Source organism: Haladaptatus litoreus (assembly GCF_900156425.1).
Lineage (GTDB): Archaea > Halobacteriota > Halobacteria > Halobacteriales > Haladaptataceae > Haladaptatus > Haladaptatus litoreus.
Genome location: NZ_FTNO01000005.1, coordinates 180,563 through 200,779, shown reverse-complemented (window position 1 = coordinate 200,779; position 20,217 = coordinate 180,563). Strand labels below are relative to the sequence as shown.

Here is a 20,217-nt window from a genome sequence, read left to right as displayed (position 1 = left end):
AAAACGACTTGCCACAGCAACCAAGCCGGTTATCGGAAAATACGTTGCGTTAAGCCGTATGGCAGAACTTGAAGCCGAGTTTGAAAAAAGCCGGTCTGAAATCGCGTCGTACCTTCGTGAGTTCGCGACCAAACTGGACGCGAACGAAGCGTCCCTCACCGAGTCGGGTGGTCGAACGTCTCACTCCGCCGAGACTGCGTCCCCGACGGACTCGGTGGATGACGGGACGGAACAACCGTCCGAGACACGCAGTTCGGAGAAAGTCACGATTCTCGTCGGCAACGACAGCGCAACCGTGAACCCACCCGAGATGCTCTCGTTCAGTGTCGCCGTCGATTCGGACTCCTCACTGATGGAGTCGGGTGCCGAAGAAAGCGTTAGCTTCACCCTTCGGTGGGCCAGCGACGAAGTGGCAGAAGACGACGAACTGAGCGTTCACTGAACGAATTGGCCGAGGGGACGAAACCAGTCGAACGGGGCTCTCACCCATCAACCGCCGCTACGCGCGGAGCCAAGCCTTCGGGTGATTTTTCCGAAGATGGTCGTGGTACCACTTCGTCGCTTTCGGGTAGGTCGAACAGAGCATTTCCGAACCGCAGTGACGACAACGGGCCGCAGGCATGCGATAGCGTGCGAATGAGTACCATATAAGCGTTCGCTTTCAGGCAAGGAGGAGGTCGAAGGAGAGCGGAGAGAAAAATGTGCCGCAATTCTACCGTTTCGCGTGTTCTCCTCTCACGTCGCTCCAGCTACCACGTCGGCAATATCTCGCCGCTTGAGCAGGACGAACCCGGTGAAAACGACGAAGAATCCGACGATGGTGAGTGACGTTATCGACTCTTCTAACACGACGACGCCGACGACAGTTGCGACGATGGGTATCAGATAAGAGACGAGAGACGTTTCGAGCGCGCCCCGAACGTCGAGGAGTGTAAAATAAATCAAAAAGGCGATGGCTGTAGCGAAGATTCCGAGATACGCGACGGCGGCACCACTTCTAACACCAGTCGGGAGTGAGAACGCCTCCCCAGTGCTGGTGCTGACGATGTGGAGAAGGAGGCCGCCCGTGAACATCGACCAGCCTGAGAGTGCGGCCTTGTCGAGGGTTGGTTCGAATCGCTGAATGAGAACACCCCCGAGCGCCACGCCCGTGACCTGAACAAAGATTAGCAGTCGGCCGACGACATCGGTTCCGAGCAAGTTTGCCGGATTCGGGCGGATGATGAGGCCGACACCGATGAATCCCAGCACGATACCGGCCGCATCTGTTGCCGAGACGCGCTCTTCAGGGAGGAGTCCGACCGCCCATAGCGACGTCATGATTGGAAGAAGGCTCTGGAGGATGGCGGCCATTCCACTGGCAACGGTCTGTTGGCCGATAAAGAGGAACGCATTCGCGCCAACGAGAAAGACGCCGCCCGCGAGGACGGCACCGGCGTTTGATTTGTCGGTCGGACGCCACACGGAATCGCCATACGCTGCATACCCCAGTAACAGAATCGCAGCGATGTCGTACCGGAACGCCGCGAAGAGAATCGGTTCGAGCGATTCGAGTCCGACGGAGATCGCCAGAAACGAAAATCCCCAGAGTGTCGCGAGGACTCCGAACAGTCCGATAATGAAGAAACGACGGTTCACGAACGATTGCATGGTCGCCAGCTAATTATCGCCCTCGGTTTGTTGCTCGCAGGACTCACTCAGGTATCGCACTCTCAACGGCCAGTACAGCAGTAAATCGTATAATTAGTCGCCGAACAGCCGTTCGAATATCGTTCGACTGTCGGGACGCTCCGCGAGCACCACGGAACAATCGACCTCGTTGAGAACGTCGAAATGGAGGGACTCGGTTACGAGTCGCGAGAGGAGTCCTTTTTCGGTTGCGCCGACGATTACCAACGAGTGTTCTCTCGATTCACGACAGATTGCGTCTCCAACGTCACCCGAATCGTCGACTACGAGTTCGGCATCGCCTAAATCGTTATCTGCGGCCCACTCGGCGAGAAACTGTTCACCCGATTCGTGCTCGTTGGGACTGTCTACGACGTGCAGTACGGTAATTGTCGAGCCGAGAACAGATCTGCATGCTCGTGCAACCTCGGCACCCAACACCGAATCTGGCCCTCCTGCGGTCGGCAGCAGGATTTTCGAGGCGTCGAATCCACGGTCTTTGAGTACGAGAAAATCACAGGGAAGCCGACTCGTCAACTCGTCTATCGGCCGCTCTGCGCGAGCATCTCCCCACGGCCGGTCGGTTCCCCATCCCATAACGACGAGGTCGGCCCGTTCGCGTTCGGTCGTCGTAAACACCTCTTGAAACGAGCGATGGGAAACGACCGTCGATGACTCATACGACACATCGTAAGAATCCACGATTTCACGGACGCTTTCCATGAGTTCGTTTGATTCCGTAATGATTCGCTCTCGCTGATTGTGGTCGTAGCTCATCGACGCACGAGGTGGCGTCTGCACGATGTGAACCGCGTGGATGACCGCGGACGGACGTTCGCTAGCGAGGATGCACGCCAGATTTACGATTTCTGACTCGGTGCGGGGATTGCCGATTGGAACCAGTATTCGATATGTATCGTCGTCAACAACCGCCTCGCTGGTGTCTATCATCGAAACGTACGACCGACCCACGAGCGTGCCGAACAACCACTCTCGAATCGACAGTTGGCGGTCGACCCCTTCGAACCGCGCCGATTCGAGTCGGCGTTCGCTCGTTTGGAAATAGTTGACGACTGTCACTAGTACGACGCCGCCAACAGTGTTGCCGAGCAGTACCGGCCCGACGAACTGCGTTATTCCGATGGAGAGTCCAACGTCCCCTGCGAGAACCAAGTACACCAATTCCGTGAAGGAGACGACGACGTGAAAGAGGTCACCGAGTGGAATCGCAAGGAATGCCAGGTAGATAACCACGAGCCGGGAAATCGTATCACGGGAGGCGTACACCACCCAAACGACACCGGCGACGATGAGTCCGGCAAAGACCGCCTTCGCAAACAGTGATGCCACTGGCGTCTCGATACCGTGTTCAGCGTGGCTCAAGGCCGCCCTTTTCGCCTCAGGAGAGAAAACATCCCCCCACGTGAGCGCGACCGCACCGATGGCACCGCCCGCGAAGTTACCACTGAGGACGATGAGCCAGTGGCGAAGCAACTCTGGAATGCTGGCGAGTCGCTCTAACGTTAGTGCAACCGGCGGGAGCGTGTTTTCAGTGTACAGTTGGTAGCCACCGATGATGATATAGATAAATCCGAGAGGGTACAGGAGGACGCTCAAAAGCGGGTCGCCGTCCATCGTCGCCGACATAGAGGAGTACAGTAAGAACGTAATCGTGATAGCAAAACCACCCGCGAGCGCGCTGAAAAACAGTTCACGGGAACTCGAAGTGACTTCTTCGTCGGCAGCGGCGATAATCCGCTGAAAGATTTCGTCGGACGAAAACCGATCTCGCACGACTGCTCCGACGGCAGGAGCACCGCTTCGCGCGCTTTCGACAGCGTCTCGAACTGTCTCTTCGTCCTCCTGTTCCGAGTCTACCATGTCCACAGTACTGTTCGACAAGCTAAACGATTTGTGCCAAATTTTGTCTAAATACGAAGTGCCGAGAGAGGTGGGAAGCGATACTTACGTTCGAAGAGATGTCCGTGAATACGGTCCGTTCTTACGTTTGCCGACAATGCTCTGCAACCGTAGAATACCGCTCGCCGGTTCGGTCACCTCTCGCATCTGATTCGATGTCCAAACGATACGAGCCTTCCTCGTATCGTGCACGGAAAATCCCGTAACCTGTAGAATCCTTCTCTTTGGAATTACGTCTCGTGCTTCGCCGACAGCATCGACCAGGGGGCAATTCACTTCTCATTACGGTTCTAAGCGGAAGTGGATGGCCATTCAATAGAAGTCGCGAAAGTAGGGGGTTTAGGGCTTGAAACAGCCGTCTTTCAAACTATAAATTAAATGTCGCTATATCAAATTCGGTCGGAGGGTTCTAAAGCGTAGTACAGAAAGTGAAGGTTCGAATCCACGATGGTCATTTCCGACACCGCATCCCGAATTCACCCAAAGTCGAGAGTTCGGCGGATTCCTGCCGCAATTCGGTCGGCATCGGGCAGATAGTCGTCTTCCCGCGCGAACATTGGAAACGGTACGTCGTACCCAGTCACTCGCTCCATCGGTGCTTCGAGATAGAAAAACGCCTCCTCAGTAATTCGGGCCACGATTTCTGCGCCCATCCCGGCGGTCATCGGTGCTTCGTGAACGACGACACAGCGCCCTGTTTTCTGTACCGAATCGACAATCGTCTCCGTATCGAGGGGATACAGCGTTCGAGGATCAACAACCTCCACGTCCGCGTCAACAGTTTCAACGGCGTCGAGCGTCTCGTGCAACATCGAACCCCACGCGATGACCGTAAGGTCCTCGCCGGGGTCAACGACCCGTGCCTCGCCCAGCGGAATTTCGTGTTCGTCGGGAACTTCCTCGCGGAACGACCGGTACAGACGGGTTGGCTCCATGAAAATGACAGGGTCAGGATGGCGGATGGCAGCCGTGAGCAGGCCTTTTGTCTCCGCCGGCGACGAGGGGAAGACGACTTTCAAACCCGGAACGTGGGCGAATCCTGCCTCGAAGCTCTCGGAGTGTAGTTCCAGCGCATGAATACCACCTCCGTAGGGCGTTCGTATCGTCATCGGACATGCGATCGTTCCTCGGGTTCGACTTCGAATGCGTGCGACGTGTTGAGCGAGTTGATGAAATCCTTGGTACAGAAAGCTCTGGAACTGGATTTCCGGAACCGGCCGCATTCCAGTTGCGGCGAGCCCTACGCCGACGCCGACGATTCCGGCCTCCGCGACAGGCGCGTCGAACACGCGATTTGGATAGTCGTGAACGAGTCCTTCAGTCGCTCGGAACACCCCGCCAGCGCGACCAACATCCTCCCCGTAAACGACGACGTCATCGTCGCGTTCCAACTCCGACCGCAACGTCTCTCGAACGGCCTCTATCATCCTGAGTCGTTCAGCCATGCGTACCACCCTCGAACGCTTCGAACTGCCGTTCGACTTCCGCTGGTATCTCCTCGTATGCGAACCGGAACATGTCCGCCGGGTCGATTGCCTCGCGTCCCGCCTTTGCCCGGTCGATTGCGTCGCCGAGTTCGGTTTCGATACGCTCGTCGATTTCGGATTTTGTCTCCTCGTCGAGAATCCCCTGGTCCATCAGGTACACTTGAAAACGAACGATTGGGTCGCGTGCCTCCCACTCCTCTTCCTCTTGGGCCTCCCGGTAGACGGACGGGTCGTCGGACGTCGTGTGCATCGAACGGCGATACGTGAGTGCCTCGATGAGCGTCGGTTCCCCGTTTCGAGCCTTCTCGATGGCGTCCTGTGCGACGCGATAGACGGCCAGAACGTCGTTGCCGTCAACGCGGACACCGTCGATTCCCGCCGCGACGGCCTTCTGTGCGAGCGTCTCCGCGGCGGTTTGATTCGCGAGCCGCGTCGAAATGGCGTATCGGTTGTTTTGGCAGACGAAAACGGTCTGAGCGTCGTAGACCCCGGCGAAATTGAGTGCCTCGTAAACGTCTCCCTCGCTGGTCGCGCCATCTCCAAAATACGTAATCGCGACGTTCGACCGGCCCTGTAATGCCTCCCCCCAGCCGACCCCGACGGCGTGGAGTGGTTGGGTTCCGACGGGAATGGCCGGTGGAAATGCGTGTTCGCCCTCCGGAATTTCGGCCCCCTCTTCCATTCCCAGTGCATACCAGAGGATTTGATGCGGCGGAATACCGCGAACCAAGAGCGCGGTTTGCTCACGGAATGATGGAACGACCCAGTCCTCGTCCGCCAAGGCGAACGCGCTGGCGACCTGTGCCGCCTCCTGTCCGATAGCGGGGGCGTAGGTTCCCAATTCGCCGCGACGCTGTAGCGAGATAGCCCGCTCGTCAAGGCGACGCGAGCGTTTCATCTGTTCGTACATCTCCAGTAGTTGGTCGTCGGTCAATGAGGGGACGAGATCTTCATCGACGGTTCCCTCTTCGGAGAGAACCTGTACGGATTCGATTGTGAACTGCGCGATGTCCTCGATTGGCATGACAACGGTAGTCGCCCTATAGCCTTAACCCGTTTCTGGCAGTCGTTGATGCCGACCGTACAACACCACCGAGAGGAGAGGTTACTGACAGCCGATTGCAGTGAGCGTGAGCGCCGCGGATGACGATTTACGACTCGACGCTCGGGAGGAAGTCGCCAGTTTCTCGGCGGACACCACCGAGGAGGATAATCGCCGCAACCAGCGGAAGAACGGCACAGGAGAGGTAAATAGGCTCGAAGCCGATGCTCTCGACCAGCGGAAGTGTAACGATTGGGCCGAATCCGCCGCCAATATCGCCGAAGACGTTGTTCGTTCCCACGGCGCGCCCCATCTCGCCGTCGGGGACGAGGTCGCCCAAGAGTGCCATCAGCGGGCCGCTCGTTCCGCCCTGTCCGATACCGACGAACAGACAGGCGATGACCAAGGTCGGTATCGAATCCGCGAGGGTGAAGAGAACGAATCCGAGCGACGTAGCACCCAGAAAACAAAGAAGTATCGGAACACGTGACTGTTTGCGGTCGCTCACGTAACCGCCGAAGTACATCGACACGCCCGCGGCGACGACGGTAATACCCATGAAAATGCCCGACGACCCCTGCGCGTCGAACCCGAAGACGCTGAGCTGATTCTGGTCGAGGAAGACGACGAGCGTGGCGAACAGCGCGCCAATGTAGACGAACAGGACGGCGAAGTTCACCAAACCGACCGTGAGCGCTGGGAGGCTCGTGTTGATGTCCCACGGTTTGACCGACTTGTCTATTCCACCCTCGACGTGCGTTTCGGGAACCGTCACGTAGGCGACAATGCTGGCGAAAAAGGCGAAGACGGTGGCGACGGCGAAGGCGACGACGGTTCCCGAGAGTTCGCTCACGACGCCGCCTATCACCACACCAGTCGGGAATCCGAAGAGGACGCCACCCCTGATGAGTCCCATGTTCGCTCCACGAGAGCCGCCGTCGCTAACGTCGGCGGCAATCGTGTAGGCGGTTGCAAAGACGAGCGCGCTTCCGACGCCCCAAAGGAGGCGAGCGACCATGAACCACGCTTCAGGCATCGGTGCGAGCATGGCGAACACGTACCCGAAGGTGGCGAACCCCTGCACGAACATGCCGATGACGAACGGTTTTCTCGTTCCGATTCGGTCTACGAGACTCCCGGCCGGTGCGTTCGCGAGCAGCCGCGAGAATCGATTTGCGCTCAGAATTATCCCGACCAGAAACGGGGAGATGCCGAGGACTGCACCGAGATTCGGCAAGATAGGGAAAATCACGCCGCCGCCGAAGCCGATGAAGAACGTACTGACGATGACCGCGCCGATGACGACGTACTGACCGCCGACCACTCTCTCAAGTCGGTTGGACAGTCGCTCGACTGCCTCGTGCAGGCGTCTCGGGAGCAGCCTCACCATGACTTCTGGTCGGCTATTCGTACCGTCGCTCTCGCCGAATCCGTGCAGGTCGTCAGTTTTGTGAAATGCGTCACGGGAACAGCAAGGGAGAACCGAGAGAGCGTTCTGGTCGTATTCATCTTTCACTAGTTGCGGAAATATCCCAAAAAGGATTCGGAAACGCCGTGCGGGGTACTGTATGCTAACGATCAGGACGAACATGTCGTCGCAAGCTCCGTCAGCAGACGAGTTAGATTTTAGATGAGTCGATGAAAGCGTCGGTCGGCGACATCTGTGGAATCTCCCGAAGAGTGGTTACAGAGTTGTCAAAATACATGGAGGCTCTGATTTAACGAAAGTTATTTACCGACGTCGAAAAGACGTCTAGACAGTTCGGTTCGGCCTTTCTTTCTCCCGAAGGCGCTCGGTCAGCACGCATCCTTCGGCGAGATTGTAGTGCGAACAGTATTCATCTCTACCCATGAAATGCCTTCCATCTCCGGAATCCGGTATAGTGCTCGAAACGTCGGTCGATGTGGAATCGGCGAACGCCGCGACGAAAACGGCGGAACTGGAAAAAATCGTCGAATGGGGTTGCCGCCACATTCGGCACGTTCCATCCGGCACAGCGTTCCGACTAGCGGGGAAACGATGACCGCATCCGACCCCATCGACTCCTATTTCGAGGGGACCGTCGTCGACGACCTCCCGTCGATGGCCGATTCGGAAGCGGTTTTGCTCCTCACGGGGTCGGTGGAACGCCACCGAACCCTTCTCGGATTGTGGTTACTCGAACGATGTCGGAACGAATCGGACTCCATCACCCTCGTGACGACGGAACTGTCCGCCGAGACGCTCACCACGGAATACATTCCCGACGAACGGAGTAGATTGCCCGCACTCGGAATCGTGGATACGACGTCGAAACACGAGAGTCTCACGATGGTGTATCAACCGACACCGACCATCTACACGCCGCGACACGGCGACGTAACCCGAACGTCGCTCGCAATCTCGGAACTGGACGACGTGCTCTCTCGTCCGGACGGGAGACGGCATCTGCTCGTCTCGTCGTTCAGTTCGATTCTAGCCGACACGACCCTCGAACAGGCGTCTCGCTTCGTCGATTCGGTCACGGGGAAGTCCGCCGATTTCGGCTGTACGCTACTAGATGTCGATTTTACAGCCCACGATGACGAAACGCTGACTGCACTCCGGTCGAAAGCGGACGGTATCATCTGGGCCGAAGAGCGGACGGATGGAACGCTGTCGGTGGAGTACGACCGACTGTAGCGGAACGGCGAACGAACCGTCTCGCCGGACGTTCCTTCGACAACTACAACAGCAGTGCACCACGAACTATCCATATTCGATGGCCAGAAACGAGTCTCCTTGGCACGCGACCGCTCGGTCGCTCGGAACCGCCATACTCGGGTGTCTCTTCGGTCTGACGCTCATCGACGTCGTACTCGCGAGCAACGCGGCCGTCGGGCTTTCCGACGCTTCGAGTGGGACGCTCGCAGTCCCACAGTGGTTGTACTTGGCGACCGGCGGCGCGGTAATCGGTGCATCGGCCCTCTTGGCGAGCGTCGTCACCGACCGGGAGTTCATCCGGTCGGTTCACGACTGGCGGAAACCGGTTTCGACAGGACTACCCCTCCGGCAGGGAATCCGCTATCTCACCCGGTTCATCGGTGTTGCCGGACTCGTAATAATCGTCTATCGGGGATTCGTCGGGCCACAGGTTCCGACCGCGAACGCCGCCGTCATCCTCGTGTTTGCGGGCGTTCGCGCGGGGCTGACGATGTTCGTCTACCTCGTCGGAAACGTCTGGCCCGCCCTGAACCCGTGGCGGACGATAGCCGAACTGCTTCCCACCCTCAATCGTCAGTATCCGGTCCGTCTCGGGCGGTGGCCAGCAGTCGTCGGACTGCTAGCCCTCGTGTGGTTGGAGACGGTTACGCCGGTCAACAAGGAACCAGCGTTGCTCGCAACCGCGATTTGCGTATATTCCGTCGTCACGCTAGCCGGAGCGCTCGTCTACACGCCGAAATCGTGGTTTTCGAACGCCGACCCAATTTCGGTCACGTTCCGATTCTACGGAAGCGTCGGACCGCTCAACTGGTCGGAAAACGGCATCACGCTCCGGCCACCGGGGTTCGACCTCCCCAAATCCGGAATCGTGTCCAGTCGGGCCGACATCGCGTTCGTCGTCGCGTTAATTTGGGAACTTACGTTCAGCGGGTTCGTCACGACGACGACCGGCGTCGAGTTCGTCAGGACAGTCGTCGGATGGGGACTCCCGCCGCTCGTCGTCTACGCCGCACTGTTCGTCGGTGGCTACCTCCTCTTCCTCGGCGCCTTCTGGCTGGCGTCACAGTTCGCCCGAAAAACCGGTGAAACCTACCTCACGCCGCGAACGATGGCCGTCCAGTTCGCGCCGCCCCTGCTCGCCATCGCCGCGGGATACCACCTCGCGCACTACTTCGGCTTTTTCGTCTCGCTGCTTCCGTCGTTCGTCAACTCGGTGATTTCGCCGTTCTCGCCGCCAGCGAACCCACTCGTGTTGACCCAGCCGGCGTGGTTCGGTGGCCTCACCATCGCGTTCATCCTCGTCGGGCACGTCCTCGCGGTCTGGCTCGCGCACGCGGAAGCCTACGCGACGTTTCCGAGCCGAATCCAAGCAGTTCGAAGCCAGTACCCCTTCGTCGTCGTGATGATAGCCTACACTGTCATCAGTTTGTGGCTCATCTCGCTTCGGACGGCCGACCCGGCATTCGTGTCGTGAGAATTCGAAATTCGAAAAAGAGATTCAGACGGAGAACTCCATCGGCGGCATCTCCATGAACGCCGTCTCGTAGCCGTCGTGGCGAGCAATTTGTGGTGGTGAATCGACCGTCAATCGAAGCGTGTCACCGGATTGGATGTCCTCGACGGCGGTTCCGTAGTGATTGTCGAGTTCCGGGTCGAGAGCCGAGGAAAGCGACCCCGTAGAAATCGTTTGGTCGTTTCGTAGGAGTTCCATCGAAAGCGACATCCGGGGAAGCACGATTCGGTTGTACGGCGTCCGCGGCGATACTGCGAGATACGATTTGTCACCGTCGGTGAATCGGTTCGACGGTTCGACGACCGTCGCGACGAAATCAGCATCCCCGGACGATTTCGTTCCGACGACGGTGCCCGGCAGTTCCTGCGGGTCGGGTGCCCGACCCGCAGGAACGTTTTCCATCATCGGTTCGATGGCATCGCGGGAACCCTGTTTTTCGCCGATTTCACGGTACTCCACGTCGTAAATCTGCTCCGTATCGAAATCGAAGTCGATGGTCGTGGACGTGCCGCCTTCCAATCGGGAGGCAAAGTCCCCGGTTCGGCGCGCGCCTATCGACCCCACAGCTACCGTTGCGGTGTACGAACCGTTGCCGTCGAGCGTGACGTTGTCCCCGTAGTGGAACCCCATCGTCTGTGACAGCATCGGCCACGGCGCGCGGTCATCGACCGTTTCGCCGTCTTTCGTAATCGTCACCTGCATGTCCGCCGGAACGACGGTGTTCGTCTTCGCGTCCCAGAGAGACAGCATGAGGTGGAGGGAATCGTCCGACTGGACGAGCACTTTGTTGCTCGACTGGCCGGTGACGTTCCAAAATCGGTGGGGATAGGAGTACATCAGCGCGAAGCGGAAATCACCGTCTTTGGCCATCCCGTACATCTCCATCCCTTCTATGTAGGCGGGGTAGTAGACGGCGTCGGGACGGTTTTCGACGATCGGCGGGTCGCGCCACGCAGACTGTGTCCTGAATCCGAGTGATTCGAGACAACCCGTGAGGGCGGTTCCTCCTGCCAACGCTGTGCCGGTGCGGAGAAACGTTCGTCGGTTCATTGGGAGGTAGTTGTGTGAGTGTTCGAATGAGGATGTTGGTTCACGAGTCGAATCCGACGCCGCTATCGAAACTGCTGACCCGGCTTTGCCGACTTTGACTGATTTCGTTCGGACTATCGTCTTCGAGAATCCTAGGCACCGCTGACTGTTGGACCTGTCGAAGCTCGTTTTTCGTTTTCGTCACACAGATGGAGCTAATCACTGCTGCCGTGACAGTTATGGAAATCGCTGCTGAACGATGTTCCGGAATCATGGCAACCGAAACGATGCAGTTCACGGTCGAGGACATGATGTGTAACGGCTGTGAAGACACGATTCAGCACGAACTGAAACACGAGGACGGCGTCCAGCAGGTCAGCGCCAACCACATCGAAGGCACAGTCGAGGTCAGGGGTACTATCAATCCGAGTTTGCTCGTCGAACGAGTCAACGCGCTCGGGTTCAACGCGAGCGAAGAGTAGCGAAGTTTAGCGACTACGCCAATTTTCCGCGATACTGTCGCCAAATCATCATCGCGGCCCAACTGTCGAGCGGGAGGACGACGGCGAGTTCCGGAAGCGCAATCGCCTCCGAACCCGCCGAAATGATGCTAAACAACCAGAGGTTACTGACGACGGCGACGATTCCGAGAGCGACTGCAATTCCGCCAAGTCGTGAGGCACCGCGGAGAACGCTCCCAACACCGAAAATCAGTAATCCGACCGGAATCAGAACGAACTGGACGAGCGCAATCGGCGTATGCAGTGGCTGTGGATACGGAAATAGACCGACGAAAACGTTCAGCACGTATGCCAGCATGAGGAACGCGGAACCCACCCATTCACCCCTACGGTCGCTATTCGAGAAGACGCCGAAAGCGATAACGGAGAGAAAAGACCCGCCAGCAATCAAGCCACCGTCGAACAGCCAACTTCTGTCCGCACCGACCGCGCCGAGGTCGGAGAGCGCATTTCCCGTCCACTGAAACGTGGCGACAGCGCGATTACCGAGATGAGCGTTCCGTAAACGATGAGCAGACCTACGGCACCGAATCGGGCGAACGTCGAACGCTGGAAAGCCCGCTCATATCGGTGAATCACTCCGTTCATGGAGAACTGTGAAACGGAGCCGAGATAGGGATACTGATTGGAAAGTCAAGAGAATTTTCAGTTTCGTGCGCGAACGACGAAGGAATCAGTCCGCGTCCTCGTCGCGTCCCCACTCGCTGATCAGTTCGTCGGCGGTCGTCAGTTCGGCGTTGTACACATCGTCGAGATACTGGAGTCCACTGCGGTGGTCGTCCTCCGTGAAAGCATCGACGCAGTCCTCGGGGACGAGGATGGGATAGCCCCGGAAGAAGGCGCCGGCGGAGGCGTGCCGGATGCACATGTTCGTGTGGAGTCCGGTCAGCACGACTCGGTCGATCCCGAGGCTTCGGAGGTGTTCGTCCAATCCGGTTTCGTAGAACGCATCGTAGGTTCGCTTCTCGAACACGTGGTCGTCCGATTCGGGTTCGAGTTCCGGAATCACCTCCGCACCTTCGGTTCCTCGCATCGCGTGGAGTCCCCAAACGTCGAGCTCGAAATCCTCGGGTCGGTGGGCGTCGTTCGTGTAGATGACCGGAATACCGTGTTCCCGAGCCGCGTCGGTAAGTCGGTCGAGCGGCGAAATAATTCGCTGTGCCCGCTCGGCGGCGATTTCCCCCGTCACGAAGTCGTTCAGCATGTCGATGACGATAACTGCGTCTGTCATAGCTCCCCCGAGCATCCTTGGTGGTGGACGGGGAAATGCTTCGCTGTCGAAAAACGTCGAAAAGGAATTTCATTTTTCGTTTGAGTGGTTTACGCGACAAGGAGTTGATACGAGAGGCGTTCTACCGCTCGTTATCTCCCGTGAGTGGTCTGTATTTCCTGTGAACGGTCTGTATCTCCGGTTCCGTCCACTTTTTATCGGTCGCATAGAGAGCAGTAGGGTGATGGCAACAGGTGTGTCCGGCCGATTTTCGCGCGTTTTCCACTACGACACGCTGTTGTTGACCGCCGGAATTTGGTTTCTGGCGAAATTCCTCCGGTACGCGCTTCCGGCCCTTTTTCCCGTCTTCCAGACTGAGTTCGACGTTTCGAACGCATTTCTTGGAACCGCGTTCACCGCGATGATGATAGGCTACTCGCTCATGCAGTTTCCGAGCGGCGTGCTCGCCGACCGCTTCGGGGCCGTGCAGGTCATCGTGGCCGGTGCGGTGGTCGCGGCCAGCGGCGCGCTGGTGCTCGGGATTTCCGCGCCGCTGGTCGTTCTCCTCGGCGGAATGCTCCTCATCGGCCTCGGAACGGGAGTTCACAAGACTGTCTCTATCAGATTGCTCGCGCGCGTGTATCCGGACAGAACCGGGCGTGCGCTCGGCCTGTTCGACACCCTCGGCGCATTCGGCGGCGTTGCAGCACCCACCGCGGCCGTCATCGCGACCGACGCCGGAAACTGGCACGCGCTGTTCCTCGTCGGCGCAGTCGTGGGGGTTGCACTCGCCGGTGGCGTCTTTTCGCACGTCCCACGGAGAGCGTCCAACGGAGTGGGCGATGCTGACGGCAGGGACAATGCAGACCACACGAACAGCGACGACGACACGAACCATCCCAATCCGGAAACGAACTCGGAGACGAACGTCGGCCTCAGACGGTATCTCTCGCTGTTCCAAAATCGTCGATTCTCTCTGTTCGTCGGCGTGACGCTCTGTTTCGGCTTCGCGTACAACGGCGTGGTCGCGTTCCTCCCGCTGTATCTCACCGACAACGGACTGACCGATGGAACGGCGTCACTCGTCTACAGCGCGCTGTTCGCCGTGAGTTTCGTTCAAATCGTTACGGGTGACCTCTCCGACCGAATCGGACAATTGCCACTCACCATCGCGGTTCTCGCCGTCGCGGCGGCGGCGCTCGGGGCGTTAGTCGTCGTCGGGCAGGCAAGCGCGCTCGTCCTCGGCGCGACTGTCGTCGCGTTCGGACTCGGCAGTCACGGCTTTCGCCCGATTCGCGGGGCCTATCTGTCGGCGACGATTCCGGGCGACGTGGCTGGTGGCGGCCTCGGACTCGTTCGAACCTTGCTGATGGGTGTCGGCGCGATTGCCCCTGCAATCGTCGGGATAATCGCCGACACCGCCGGATTCGCCGCCGCGTTCGGCCTGCTCGCCGTCGTGATGGCCGGAGCGGTCGTTTTTGCCGGAGCCACCGCGCTCTCGAAATAATTATAACTGAATCAGTCCGGCGATTCGTTCGGCCGCAAAACCAGCGCGTAGCCGAACAGAGTCGCGGCTATCGAAAGAAACACGATGTCGAGGGCGGGGTACAGCGACCCGGAAACGTCCGAATCGGGGAAAAATTCGCCTCCGGTAGCAAAGTTGAGGACGACAAACACGACCAGCGAAGCGACACTAAACGCGAACGTTTTCCCGAATCCGACATCGGGGCGATAGGCGACGAACAGAACAGCGACGAAAAGTGCTCCGATTTGTGCGAACGCCATCGAAGAGAGTGGGAGCGGGTGAACGAACCACGCATCGAGAAACAGGGAGAGAAAACCGCTGATGGAAATGGACAGGCACCACCAAACACCGATGATTCGAAGCGGTTTGTCGAGTGCAGTGTTGATGCGCCGGATGACGCCATCTCCACCTGCATCGCTTGCGCTTGCTGTGTTCTCGCTCGTCATGCTTCCTCCAGTGCGACTATCGTTTCGCCGATGCCGACGTACACTCTTTCGCCGACGACAGCAGGCGGCCCACCGCCGGCTGTCGAATCCGAACGAAACGCGAACAATTCGTCGCCGGTTTCGGTGTCCAGTGCGACCACGCCGGAATCGACGCCGACATAAATCGCGTCGTCCGTGACTGCGAGGCCGGAAACGACGGTCAACGCGTTGGCCGACGTTTCCCAGCGCATACTACCGTCGGACGCGTTGAGCGCGACGACGTGGCCGTCTCGGGCGCGGTAGACGGCGTCTCCGTCACTCGCCATCCACGGCCCGACCGCGTCGGCGGACCACTGTACTGACCCGGCTTGAAGATCCACCGCGTAGAGCGTTTCGGTGCCGCCAAAGAGCGTTCCGTTTGCGATAACGGGGCCGAAACGAAGCGGCGAGGAAATGTTACCGGGTAATCCGACTCTGGACAGTTCCCACAGTTTCTCGCCTGTTTTCGCGTCGAGTCCCACCACGACCCCTGAACCGCCGGTTCCGACGAGAACGTCGTTCGCGTAGGCGAGGGGAATCCACTCCGTCGTTGCTTTCCAACGTGGAATCCCGCTTCCAGCGTCGAGTGCAACGAGGCCGTCCGAACTGCCAACCCGCGCCGGAATGAAAATCGTATTTCCGACGGGGAGGATTTCGCTGAAGCTACTGGTCGTCTTGAACTTCCACTCGGCACGACCACCGGCGACGGCGTACAGGCTGACTCCTGCGCTGTAGCATGCTCCCCCCTCGATAGCGACTGGGCCGCCCTGTACAAATTCCTTCCCGAACCGCCAGCGTTCGGTTCCCCGCTCGGCGTCGAGCGCGACCAACTCGTTTCGCGTCGTCGTGTAAACCGTGTCGTCGCGGACGGTTGCAGAAAGATAGAAACCGGGGTCACCGACGTCGGTTTGCCAGACGGCGCGCACCTCGTTCGTCGGTGCGTCCGACGCGGGTGCGTATCCCGACCGGGACGGGGTTCGACCGGCCATCGGCCACGCGTTGTCCGGCACCGTCGAATCGAGTGACTGCTCGTCGGTGAACTCCGAAGGACGGACGTACCACGCGCCGAGGGCAGCGAAACCACCGGCACCGAGCAGTTGTCGGCGCGAAAGAGTTGGTTGGGATGATGGAGGGTCGGCGGACATTTCCGGAGGATAATCAGTCAGTCGACAATACTATTTCCATCTGTAAAATCGGACGATTCGTCGTCCTTAAAGACATTATACGACCTATTTGAATACAATTTATTCAACGATTAGCGTTTTATACCGGTTTTTAGTTTTACAAAATGGTGAAAATGAAGACCAAGAACCCTAGTTTGAGTTTTTTGCTGGTAGATTGTGGAACAGTTGTTCAGGAACAACCGGCGGTTCTCGACGGAGAGTTCGAATGACGACAGCCTCCTTTCCCTCTGCGGAGATACGCACCGATGACGAGGACATGCAAATCGTCCACCGACAGGTGACCTTGTTCATCGAAGAGTACGTAGCGCAGGCAGGCGTAGATGATGTTATCATCCCGATGAGCGGCGGCATCGACTCGACGCTGACGGCGTCTCTCGCCGTCGATGCACTCGGTTCCGACCGGGTGACCGGCCTCCTGCTTCCGTGCAATCTCTGCGGCGAAACCGGAACGAACGAGGCCCGAATCATCGCCGAAGCGCTCGGCATCGAACGCCGAGAAATCAACCTCCAATCGCTGCTGAAAGGTTTCACGGAAACCGTCGCCAGTCAGTTCGGCGACAACGAGAGGGTTCGTGACGACACGGGTCGGGAACTCGGCAACGTCCTTGCACGCCTGCGAATGACCTGTGCGTACTATCTGGCGAACGCTACGTCGGGACTCGTGGTCGGGACGAGCAACCGTTCGGAACTGCTGTTGGGCTACTTCACGAAATACGGTGACGGGGGTGCCGACCTCCTTCCGCTCGGCGACCTCTACAAGACGGAAGTCAGGGCGCTGGCGCGGTACGTCGGGATTCCTCGCCGAATCGTCGAAAAACCCTCCACTGCCGAACTGTGGGCCGGGCAGACCGACCGCAAGGAGTTGGGTGCATCCTACGACCGCATCGACACAGTGCTCCACTACTCCGTGGACAGGGGATATCGCGCGGAAGCCATCGCACACGAACTCGGCGTCCCCGTCGAAACCGTGTGGGACATCGTAAACTGGTATCTCGACTCTTATCACAAGCGGCAGTTACCCGCGATGCCGGACGCCGGTTTCGACCACGGAAATCGATTCACGCCGGGAAGGAGACGCGAGAGGGGACAGTGAAAATCCGATGACTGCACACCGCCTCGACGCAGTTCGGAGTTTCGTTTCCCGCGTTACCCCCAGCAGAAAGCCGGAACTGTCGCTTCCGCCTCACTCGTTTACTGACGGGAAAAACCGCGAGATTCGCCTCCGGACCTACGAAGACGAGCTGTTCGAATCGCTGGTCACGCTGTACGTGACGTTCGACCCGGCAGACCGCGCGCAGGGAACGCCGCCGCTCGGCGAACCGGCGGTTCGGGAATGGTTACAGACGGTTCTCGACAGCGTGTCCGTCGTCGCGTTTCACGGCGACCACCTCGTCGGGCATGTGATGTTCGTTCCGGATGGGGTTGGCCGCCACGAACTCGCGATTTTCGTCCATCAAGAGTACCAGCGCGCGGGAATCGGAAAACAGTTGCTTCGAACCGGCCTCGGTCAGGCGAAACAACAGGGACTTTCGAAGGTTTGGCTCACCGTCGAATCGTGGAAGGGAAGCACGCAGAAACTGTACACCGACGTCGGGTTCGTCACCGACAATCCGTTCGGGACGACGTATCGGATGTCCCAGTATCTGTGATGAGGGTTTCTGTAGTGAGACGGTGACGCCGAAGAATAAATATAATACAACGTACTATTTAGACATGACAATGGAGCAAACGGAGTCCACGCTTGCCGACCATCTGGGAATGGCAGCATTCTTCCTCTTTATGCCGGCTGCGGTTTTCATCGGGCCGCTCGAAGCGGCGATAGGGATAGCAGTGTACTGGTTTTTCGAACCCGACCGGTCACCTGCTGAAACGTCGCCCGCAGAATAGACATTTCGGAATCGACATTCCAAATCGACAGGTCAGTTTTCGGCTTCCAACGCCCGCAGACTAGCGATTCGCTCGTCGGTGGATGGATGGGATTGCACCGAAATCGGAAGCGATTCGAGGTCGCTATCGCCCGTTTCCGTCCCGAATCCACCGGGCAGGAAACAGAGTTGCCGAACGCCGCCGACTGCGCGAGCGTCTTGTTCTGGAAAGTTTTCATCCTCTGTCAGCGTTCGGAGCGCGGAGGCCATCGACGCTGGACTCCCGGCGAGAACCGCACCCGCGCGGTCGGCGATGAACTCCCGGTCGTGGGAGAGGCGACTGGCGAGCGAGACGACCGGCATCGCCACGATGCCGAGTGCGACGCCACCGAAGAGGACGAGACACGCGACGAGCAGGCCGAACAGCAGAGTGTACTGGAGGCTGAAAAGCGGCGCGTCAATAACGGTGGCGCTTGGAACGTAAAGCAGAGCAAGCGCGACGGACCACACCGTGTATCGTGCGGACTGACTCAGTCCGAGGTCGCGGAGCAGGGAGTAGTCACCCGCGAGCGACGGGACGAACGTCGCGAGCGTCATCACCATCGCATCTCGATTTTTGATGTGCGCGAGTTCGTGCGCGAGAACGGCGTCCAGTTCGTCCTCGCCAAGCGATTCGAGCAGTCCGGTCGAAACGACGATAGTCGCGCTTCGCGGCCCACCGACCGTAAACGCGTTCGGGACGGCCGTTTGGGTGACTGCGACGGTCGGAACCGGAACGTCTGTCCCGCTGGCGTCGGTGTCGGATTGGCGGTTGCCGCCCTCTCGTTCGTCGGCCCCATCTCGCTTCCGACGGACACGTGGCGTGGCTATCTCGCGCTGGCACTGCTCCTCGTGGCGGTCGTCGCGTTCGCCCTCCTCCTCGGAGACGAAGACGAGTAGCGCGGAATGAACCACAACATCCAGTGGATTTAACGAGTCGGAGGTGAACGACCGAGTAATGCAGTCCATCGACGAAGTTCACATCGCACCACTCGGCTACGAGTACGACAGAATCGTCGAACCAGTCCGGGAGCACGGTGTCGATGTCCTCTATCTTCTCGAACACGACGGCCCGGCGAGCGAACGCCCGACCTATCACGACGAACTGAAATCCGTTCTGGCGGACGAGGGAATCGACGTTCGAAGCAAGGCCGTCGATTTGCTCGACATCTACGACGTTCTCGGCGTCGTCACGACACTCGTTTCCGACCACGTGGACGACATCGTGCGCGTGAACGTTTCGAGCGGGTCGAAACTCTCCGCGGTCGGCGCGGCCATCGCCTGCATGGCGACGGACGCCACGGCGTACTACGTCCAACCAGAGGGGTACGCACACCAAGACCGAGACGAGCGACAGAGCTACGGCTACGTCGGCGAAGAAGTGCTTCCGACCTATCCCATCGAATCACCGTCGCGCGACCAAGTCGCCGTGATGGGTTATCTGGAAGAAGCAGATACGGAAGTGTACACCCCGAAGAAAAAGGACATCATCGACTACGCCGAGAGTGCGAATCTGTCGTTCATCTCGGAGAGCAGTCCGGCGAACGACAAGGCGAAGTTCGCGCTGTTGAACGCCAACATCGTCGACCCACTCGCCGAGGACGGCTACGTCGATGTCTCGAAAGTTGGCCGGCAGAAGCAGGTCACCTTGACCGAAACGGGTCGAGACGTGCTTCGTGCATTTCGGCACAAACTATAACGGGGGAGGCTACTCCGAAAACAATCACCAGTCAGAATAGTATAGATGGTTTTGATACTACGAGTAGTTTCGATACTGTCGATAGTTTCGTGGTAGTGCTGAATTAGGTATCCCACGAAGCAGTAACTGATGACGACGTAGCACCCACCCCACCTGTCCGCCCCCGACGATACCCGAACCCCATTGGTTCCCCCTCGGCACTCGCTGGACTCCGGCGCAACCGGAGTCCAGTCCGCCACCGAACCTCCATCCGCCCCCTGATTCCCCGCTGACGCTTCGGCCCTCCCCCCACACCAATCGTCGCCGGACAAACTCTACTCGTCATCGGTTTGCACCCTCCCCTCTCCCCTCGAAAATAGCGTTATCAC

Annotated in this window: 22 protein-coding genes; 10 read left to right on the top strand and 12 right to left on the bottom strand. The window is 58.7% G+C overall.

All coding sequences use genetic code 11. The features are described 5' to 3' along the window. Positions 1 to 58: 58 nt before the first annotated feature. A complete protein-coding gene (locus tag BW974_RS19020) occupies positions 59 to 442 on the top strand; it encodes a hypothetical protein (RefSeq protein WP_076431893.1) in 384 nt (127 codons plus the stop codon). Between the two features lie 293 nt (positions 443 to 735). On the opposite strand, the gene BW974_RS19015 is transcribed toward BW974_RS19020, so the two are convergent. The 5 genes from BW974_RS19015 to BW974_RS18995 all read right to left on the bottom strand — a co-directional run bounded on the left by BW974_RS19015 (position 736) and on the right by BW974_RS18995 (position 7,507). Further along, complete coding sequence (locus tag BW974_RS19015; protein ID WP_076431891.1) at positions 736 to 1,650, bottom strand: DMT family transporter; 915 nt, start codon at positions 1,648 to 1,650, stop codon at positions 736 to 738. A gap of 93 nt (positions 1,651 to 1,743) precedes the next feature. Further along, positions 1,744 to 3,549 carry a formate/nitrite transporter family protein gene (locus BW974_RS19010; RefSeq protein ID WP_076431889.1) on the bottom strand — a complete coding sequence of 602 codons (1,806 nt, stop codon included), beginning with the start codon at positions 3,547 to 3,549 and terminating at the stop codon, positions 1,744 to 1,746. Positions 3,550 to 4,064: 515 nt separating this feature from the next. Beyond that, positions 4,065 to 5,033 carry an alpha-ketoacid dehydrogenase subunit beta gene (locus BW974_RS19005; RefSeq protein ID WP_076431887.1) on the bottom strand — a complete coding sequence of 323 codons (969 nt, stop codon included), beginning with the start codon at positions 5,031 to 5,033 and terminating at the stop codon, positions 4,065 to 4,067. Further along, positions 5,026 to 6,099, bottom strand: coding sequence for a pyruvate dehydrogenase (acetyl-transferring) E1 component subunit alpha (pdhA, locus tag BW974_RS19000; protein WP_076431886.1), 1,074 nt, complete (start codon positions 6,097 to 6,099; stop codon positions 5,026 to 5,028). Before pdhA ends, BW974_RS19005 begins: the two co-directional genes overlap by 8 nt. A 127-nt stretch (positions 6,100 to 6,226) precedes the next feature. After that, the gene (locus BW974_RS18995; RefSeq protein WP_084186399.1) at positions 6,227 to 7,507 is read right to left on the bottom strand and encodes an MFS transporter; all 1,281 of its coding nucleotides are present in this window, start codon (positions 7,505 to 7,507) and stop codon (positions 6,227 to 6,229) included. 460 nt (positions 7,508 to 7,967) lie between these two features. On the opposite strand from BW974_RS18995, the gene BW974_RS25850 reads away from it, so the two are divergent. The 3 genes from BW974_RS25850 to BW974_RS18985 all read left to right on the top strand — a co-directional run bounded on the left by BW974_RS25850 (position 7,968) and on the right by BW974_RS18985 (position 10,274). Continuing rightward, positions 7,968 to 8,141, top strand: a complete 174-nt coding sequence (locus tag BW974_RS25850) for a hypothetical protein (RefSeq protein WP_175609744.1) — start codon at positions 7,968 to 7,970, stop codon at positions 8,139 to 8,141. Then, positions 8,138 to 8,779: a DUF7504 family protein gene (locus tag BW974_RS18990; protein ID WP_139328938.1), complete on the top strand. Its 642-nt coding sequence runs from the start codon at positions 8,138 to 8,140 to the stop codon at positions 8,777 to 8,779. The genes BW974_RS25850 and BW974_RS18990 overlap by 4 nt, the downstream gene beginning before the upstream one ends. Positions 8,780 to 8,858: 79 nt before the next feature. Then, entirely contained in the window at positions 8,859 to 10,274 is a 1,416-nt protein-coding gene (locus BW974_RS18985; RefSeq protein ID WP_076432267.1) for an ABC transporter permease family protein, read from the top strand. A 24-nt stretch (positions 10,275 to 10,298) separates the two neighbouring features. Here BW974_RS18985 and BW974_RS18980 read toward each other — a convergent pair whose 3' ends face one another. Then, the gene (locus BW974_RS18980) at positions 10,299 to 11,363 is read right to left on the bottom strand and encodes a twin-arginine translocation signal domain-containing protein (protein ID WP_076431882.1); all 1,065 of its coding nucleotides are present in this window, start codon (positions 11,361 to 11,363) and stop codon (positions 10,299 to 10,301) included. 251 nt (positions 11,364 to 11,614) lie between these two features. Here BW974_RS18980 and BW974_RS18975 point away from each other — a divergent pair, with 251 nt between their 5' ends. Further along, entirely contained in the window at positions 11,615 to 11,824 is a 210-nt protein-coding gene (locus BW974_RS18975; RefSeq protein WP_175609743.1) for a heavy-metal-associated domain-containing protein, read from the top strand. 13 nt (positions 11,825 to 11,837) lie between these two features. On the opposite strand, the gene BW974_RS18970 is transcribed toward BW974_RS18975, so the two are convergent. From BW974_RS18970 to BW974_RS18960, 3 genes are all read right to left on the bottom strand, one after another. Continuing rightward, a complete protein-coding gene (locus BW974_RS18970; protein WP_394329573.1) occupies positions 11,838 to 12,269 on the bottom strand; it encodes a DUF998 domain-containing protein in 432 nt (143 codons plus the stop codon). Next, positions 12,251 to 12,451: a hypothetical protein gene (locus tag BW974_RS27480; RefSeq protein WP_076431876.1), complete on the bottom strand. Its 201-nt coding sequence runs from the start codon at positions 12,449 to 12,451 to the stop codon at positions 12,251 to 12,253. The genes BW974_RS18970 and BW974_RS27480 overlap by 19 nt, the downstream gene beginning before the upstream one ends. 85 nt (positions 12,452 to 12,536) lie before the next feature. Continuing rightward, a complete protein-coding gene (locus BW974_RS18960) occupies positions 12,537 to 13,094 on the bottom strand; it encodes a cysteine hydrolase family protein (protein ID WP_076432265.1) in 558 nt (185 codons plus the stop codon). Between the two features lie 223 nt (positions 13,095 to 13,317). Here BW974_RS18960 and BW974_RS18955 point away from each other — a divergent pair, with 223 nt between their 5' ends. Then, positions 13,318 to 14,580 carry an MFS transporter gene (locus BW974_RS18955; protein WP_076431874.1) on the top strand — a complete coding sequence of 421 codons (1,263 nt, stop codon included), beginning with the start codon at positions 13,318 to 13,320 and terminating at the stop codon, positions 14,578 to 14,580. Between the two features lie 11 nt (positions 14,581 to 14,591). Here BW974_RS18955 and BW974_RS18950 read toward each other — a convergent pair whose 3' ends face one another. Together BW974_RS18950 and BW974_RS18945 are read right to left on the bottom strand one after the other, a co-directional pair. After that, the gene (locus BW974_RS18950; RefSeq protein WP_076431872.1) at positions 14,592 to 15,044 is read right to left on the bottom strand and encodes a hypothetical protein; all 453 of its coding nucleotides are present in this window, start codon (positions 15,042 to 15,044) and stop codon (positions 14,592 to 14,594) included. Continuing rightward, a complete protein-coding gene (locus BW974_RS18945) occupies positions 15,041 to 16,207 on the bottom strand; it encodes an outer membrane protein assembly factor BamB family protein (protein WP_245800196.1) in 1,167 nt (388 codons plus the stop codon). The genes BW974_RS18950 and BW974_RS18945 overlap by 4 nt, the downstream gene beginning before the upstream one ends. A 244-nt stretch (positions 16,208 to 16,451) precedes the next feature. Here BW974_RS18945 and BW974_RS18940 point away from each other — a divergent pair, with 244 nt between their 5' ends. From BW974_RS18940 to BW974_RS25845, 3 genes are all read left to right on the top strand, one after another. Continuing rightward, positions 16,452 to 17,339 (top strand): NAD+ synthase, encoded by an 888-nt coding sequence (locus BW974_RS18940; RefSeq protein WP_076431870.1) that lies wholly within the window; start codon positions 16,452 to 16,454, stop codon positions 17,337 to 17,339. 7 nt (positions 17,340 to 17,346) lie between these two features. Continuing rightward, positions 17,347 to 17,895 (top strand): GNAT family N-acetyltransferase, encoded by a 549-nt coding sequence (locus tag BW974_RS18935; RefSeq protein WP_084186389.1) that lies wholly within the window; start codon positions 17,347 to 17,349, stop codon positions 17,893 to 17,895. Between the two features lie 70 nt (positions 17,896 to 17,965). Next, the gene (locus BW974_RS25845) at positions 17,966 to 18,133 is read left to right on the top strand and encodes a hypothetical protein (RefSeq protein ID WP_217694365.1); all 168 of its coding nucleotides are present in this window, start codon (positions 17,966 to 17,968) and stop codon (positions 18,131 to 18,133) included. 32 nt (positions 18,134 to 18,165) lie between these two features. Here the strand turns inward: BW974_RS25845 and BW974_RS18930 are convergent, their stop codons facing one another. Beyond that, positions 18,166 to 19,119 (bottom strand): M48 family metallopeptidase, encoded by a 954-nt coding sequence (locus tag BW974_RS18930; protein WP_084186388.1) that lies wholly within the window; start codon positions 19,117 to 19,119, stop codon positions 18,166 to 18,168. Between BW974_RS18930 and BW974_RS18925 the strand changes: the two genes are divergently transcribed. Next, positions 19,109 to 19,849, top strand: coding sequence for an HFX_2341 family transcriptional regulator domain-containing protein (locus BW974_RS18925; protein WP_076431868.1), 741 nt, complete (start codon positions 19,109 to 19,111; stop codon positions 19,847 to 19,849). The genes BW974_RS18930 and BW974_RS18925 overlap by 11 nt on opposite strands. Positions 19,850 to 20,217: the final 368 nt, after the last annotated feature.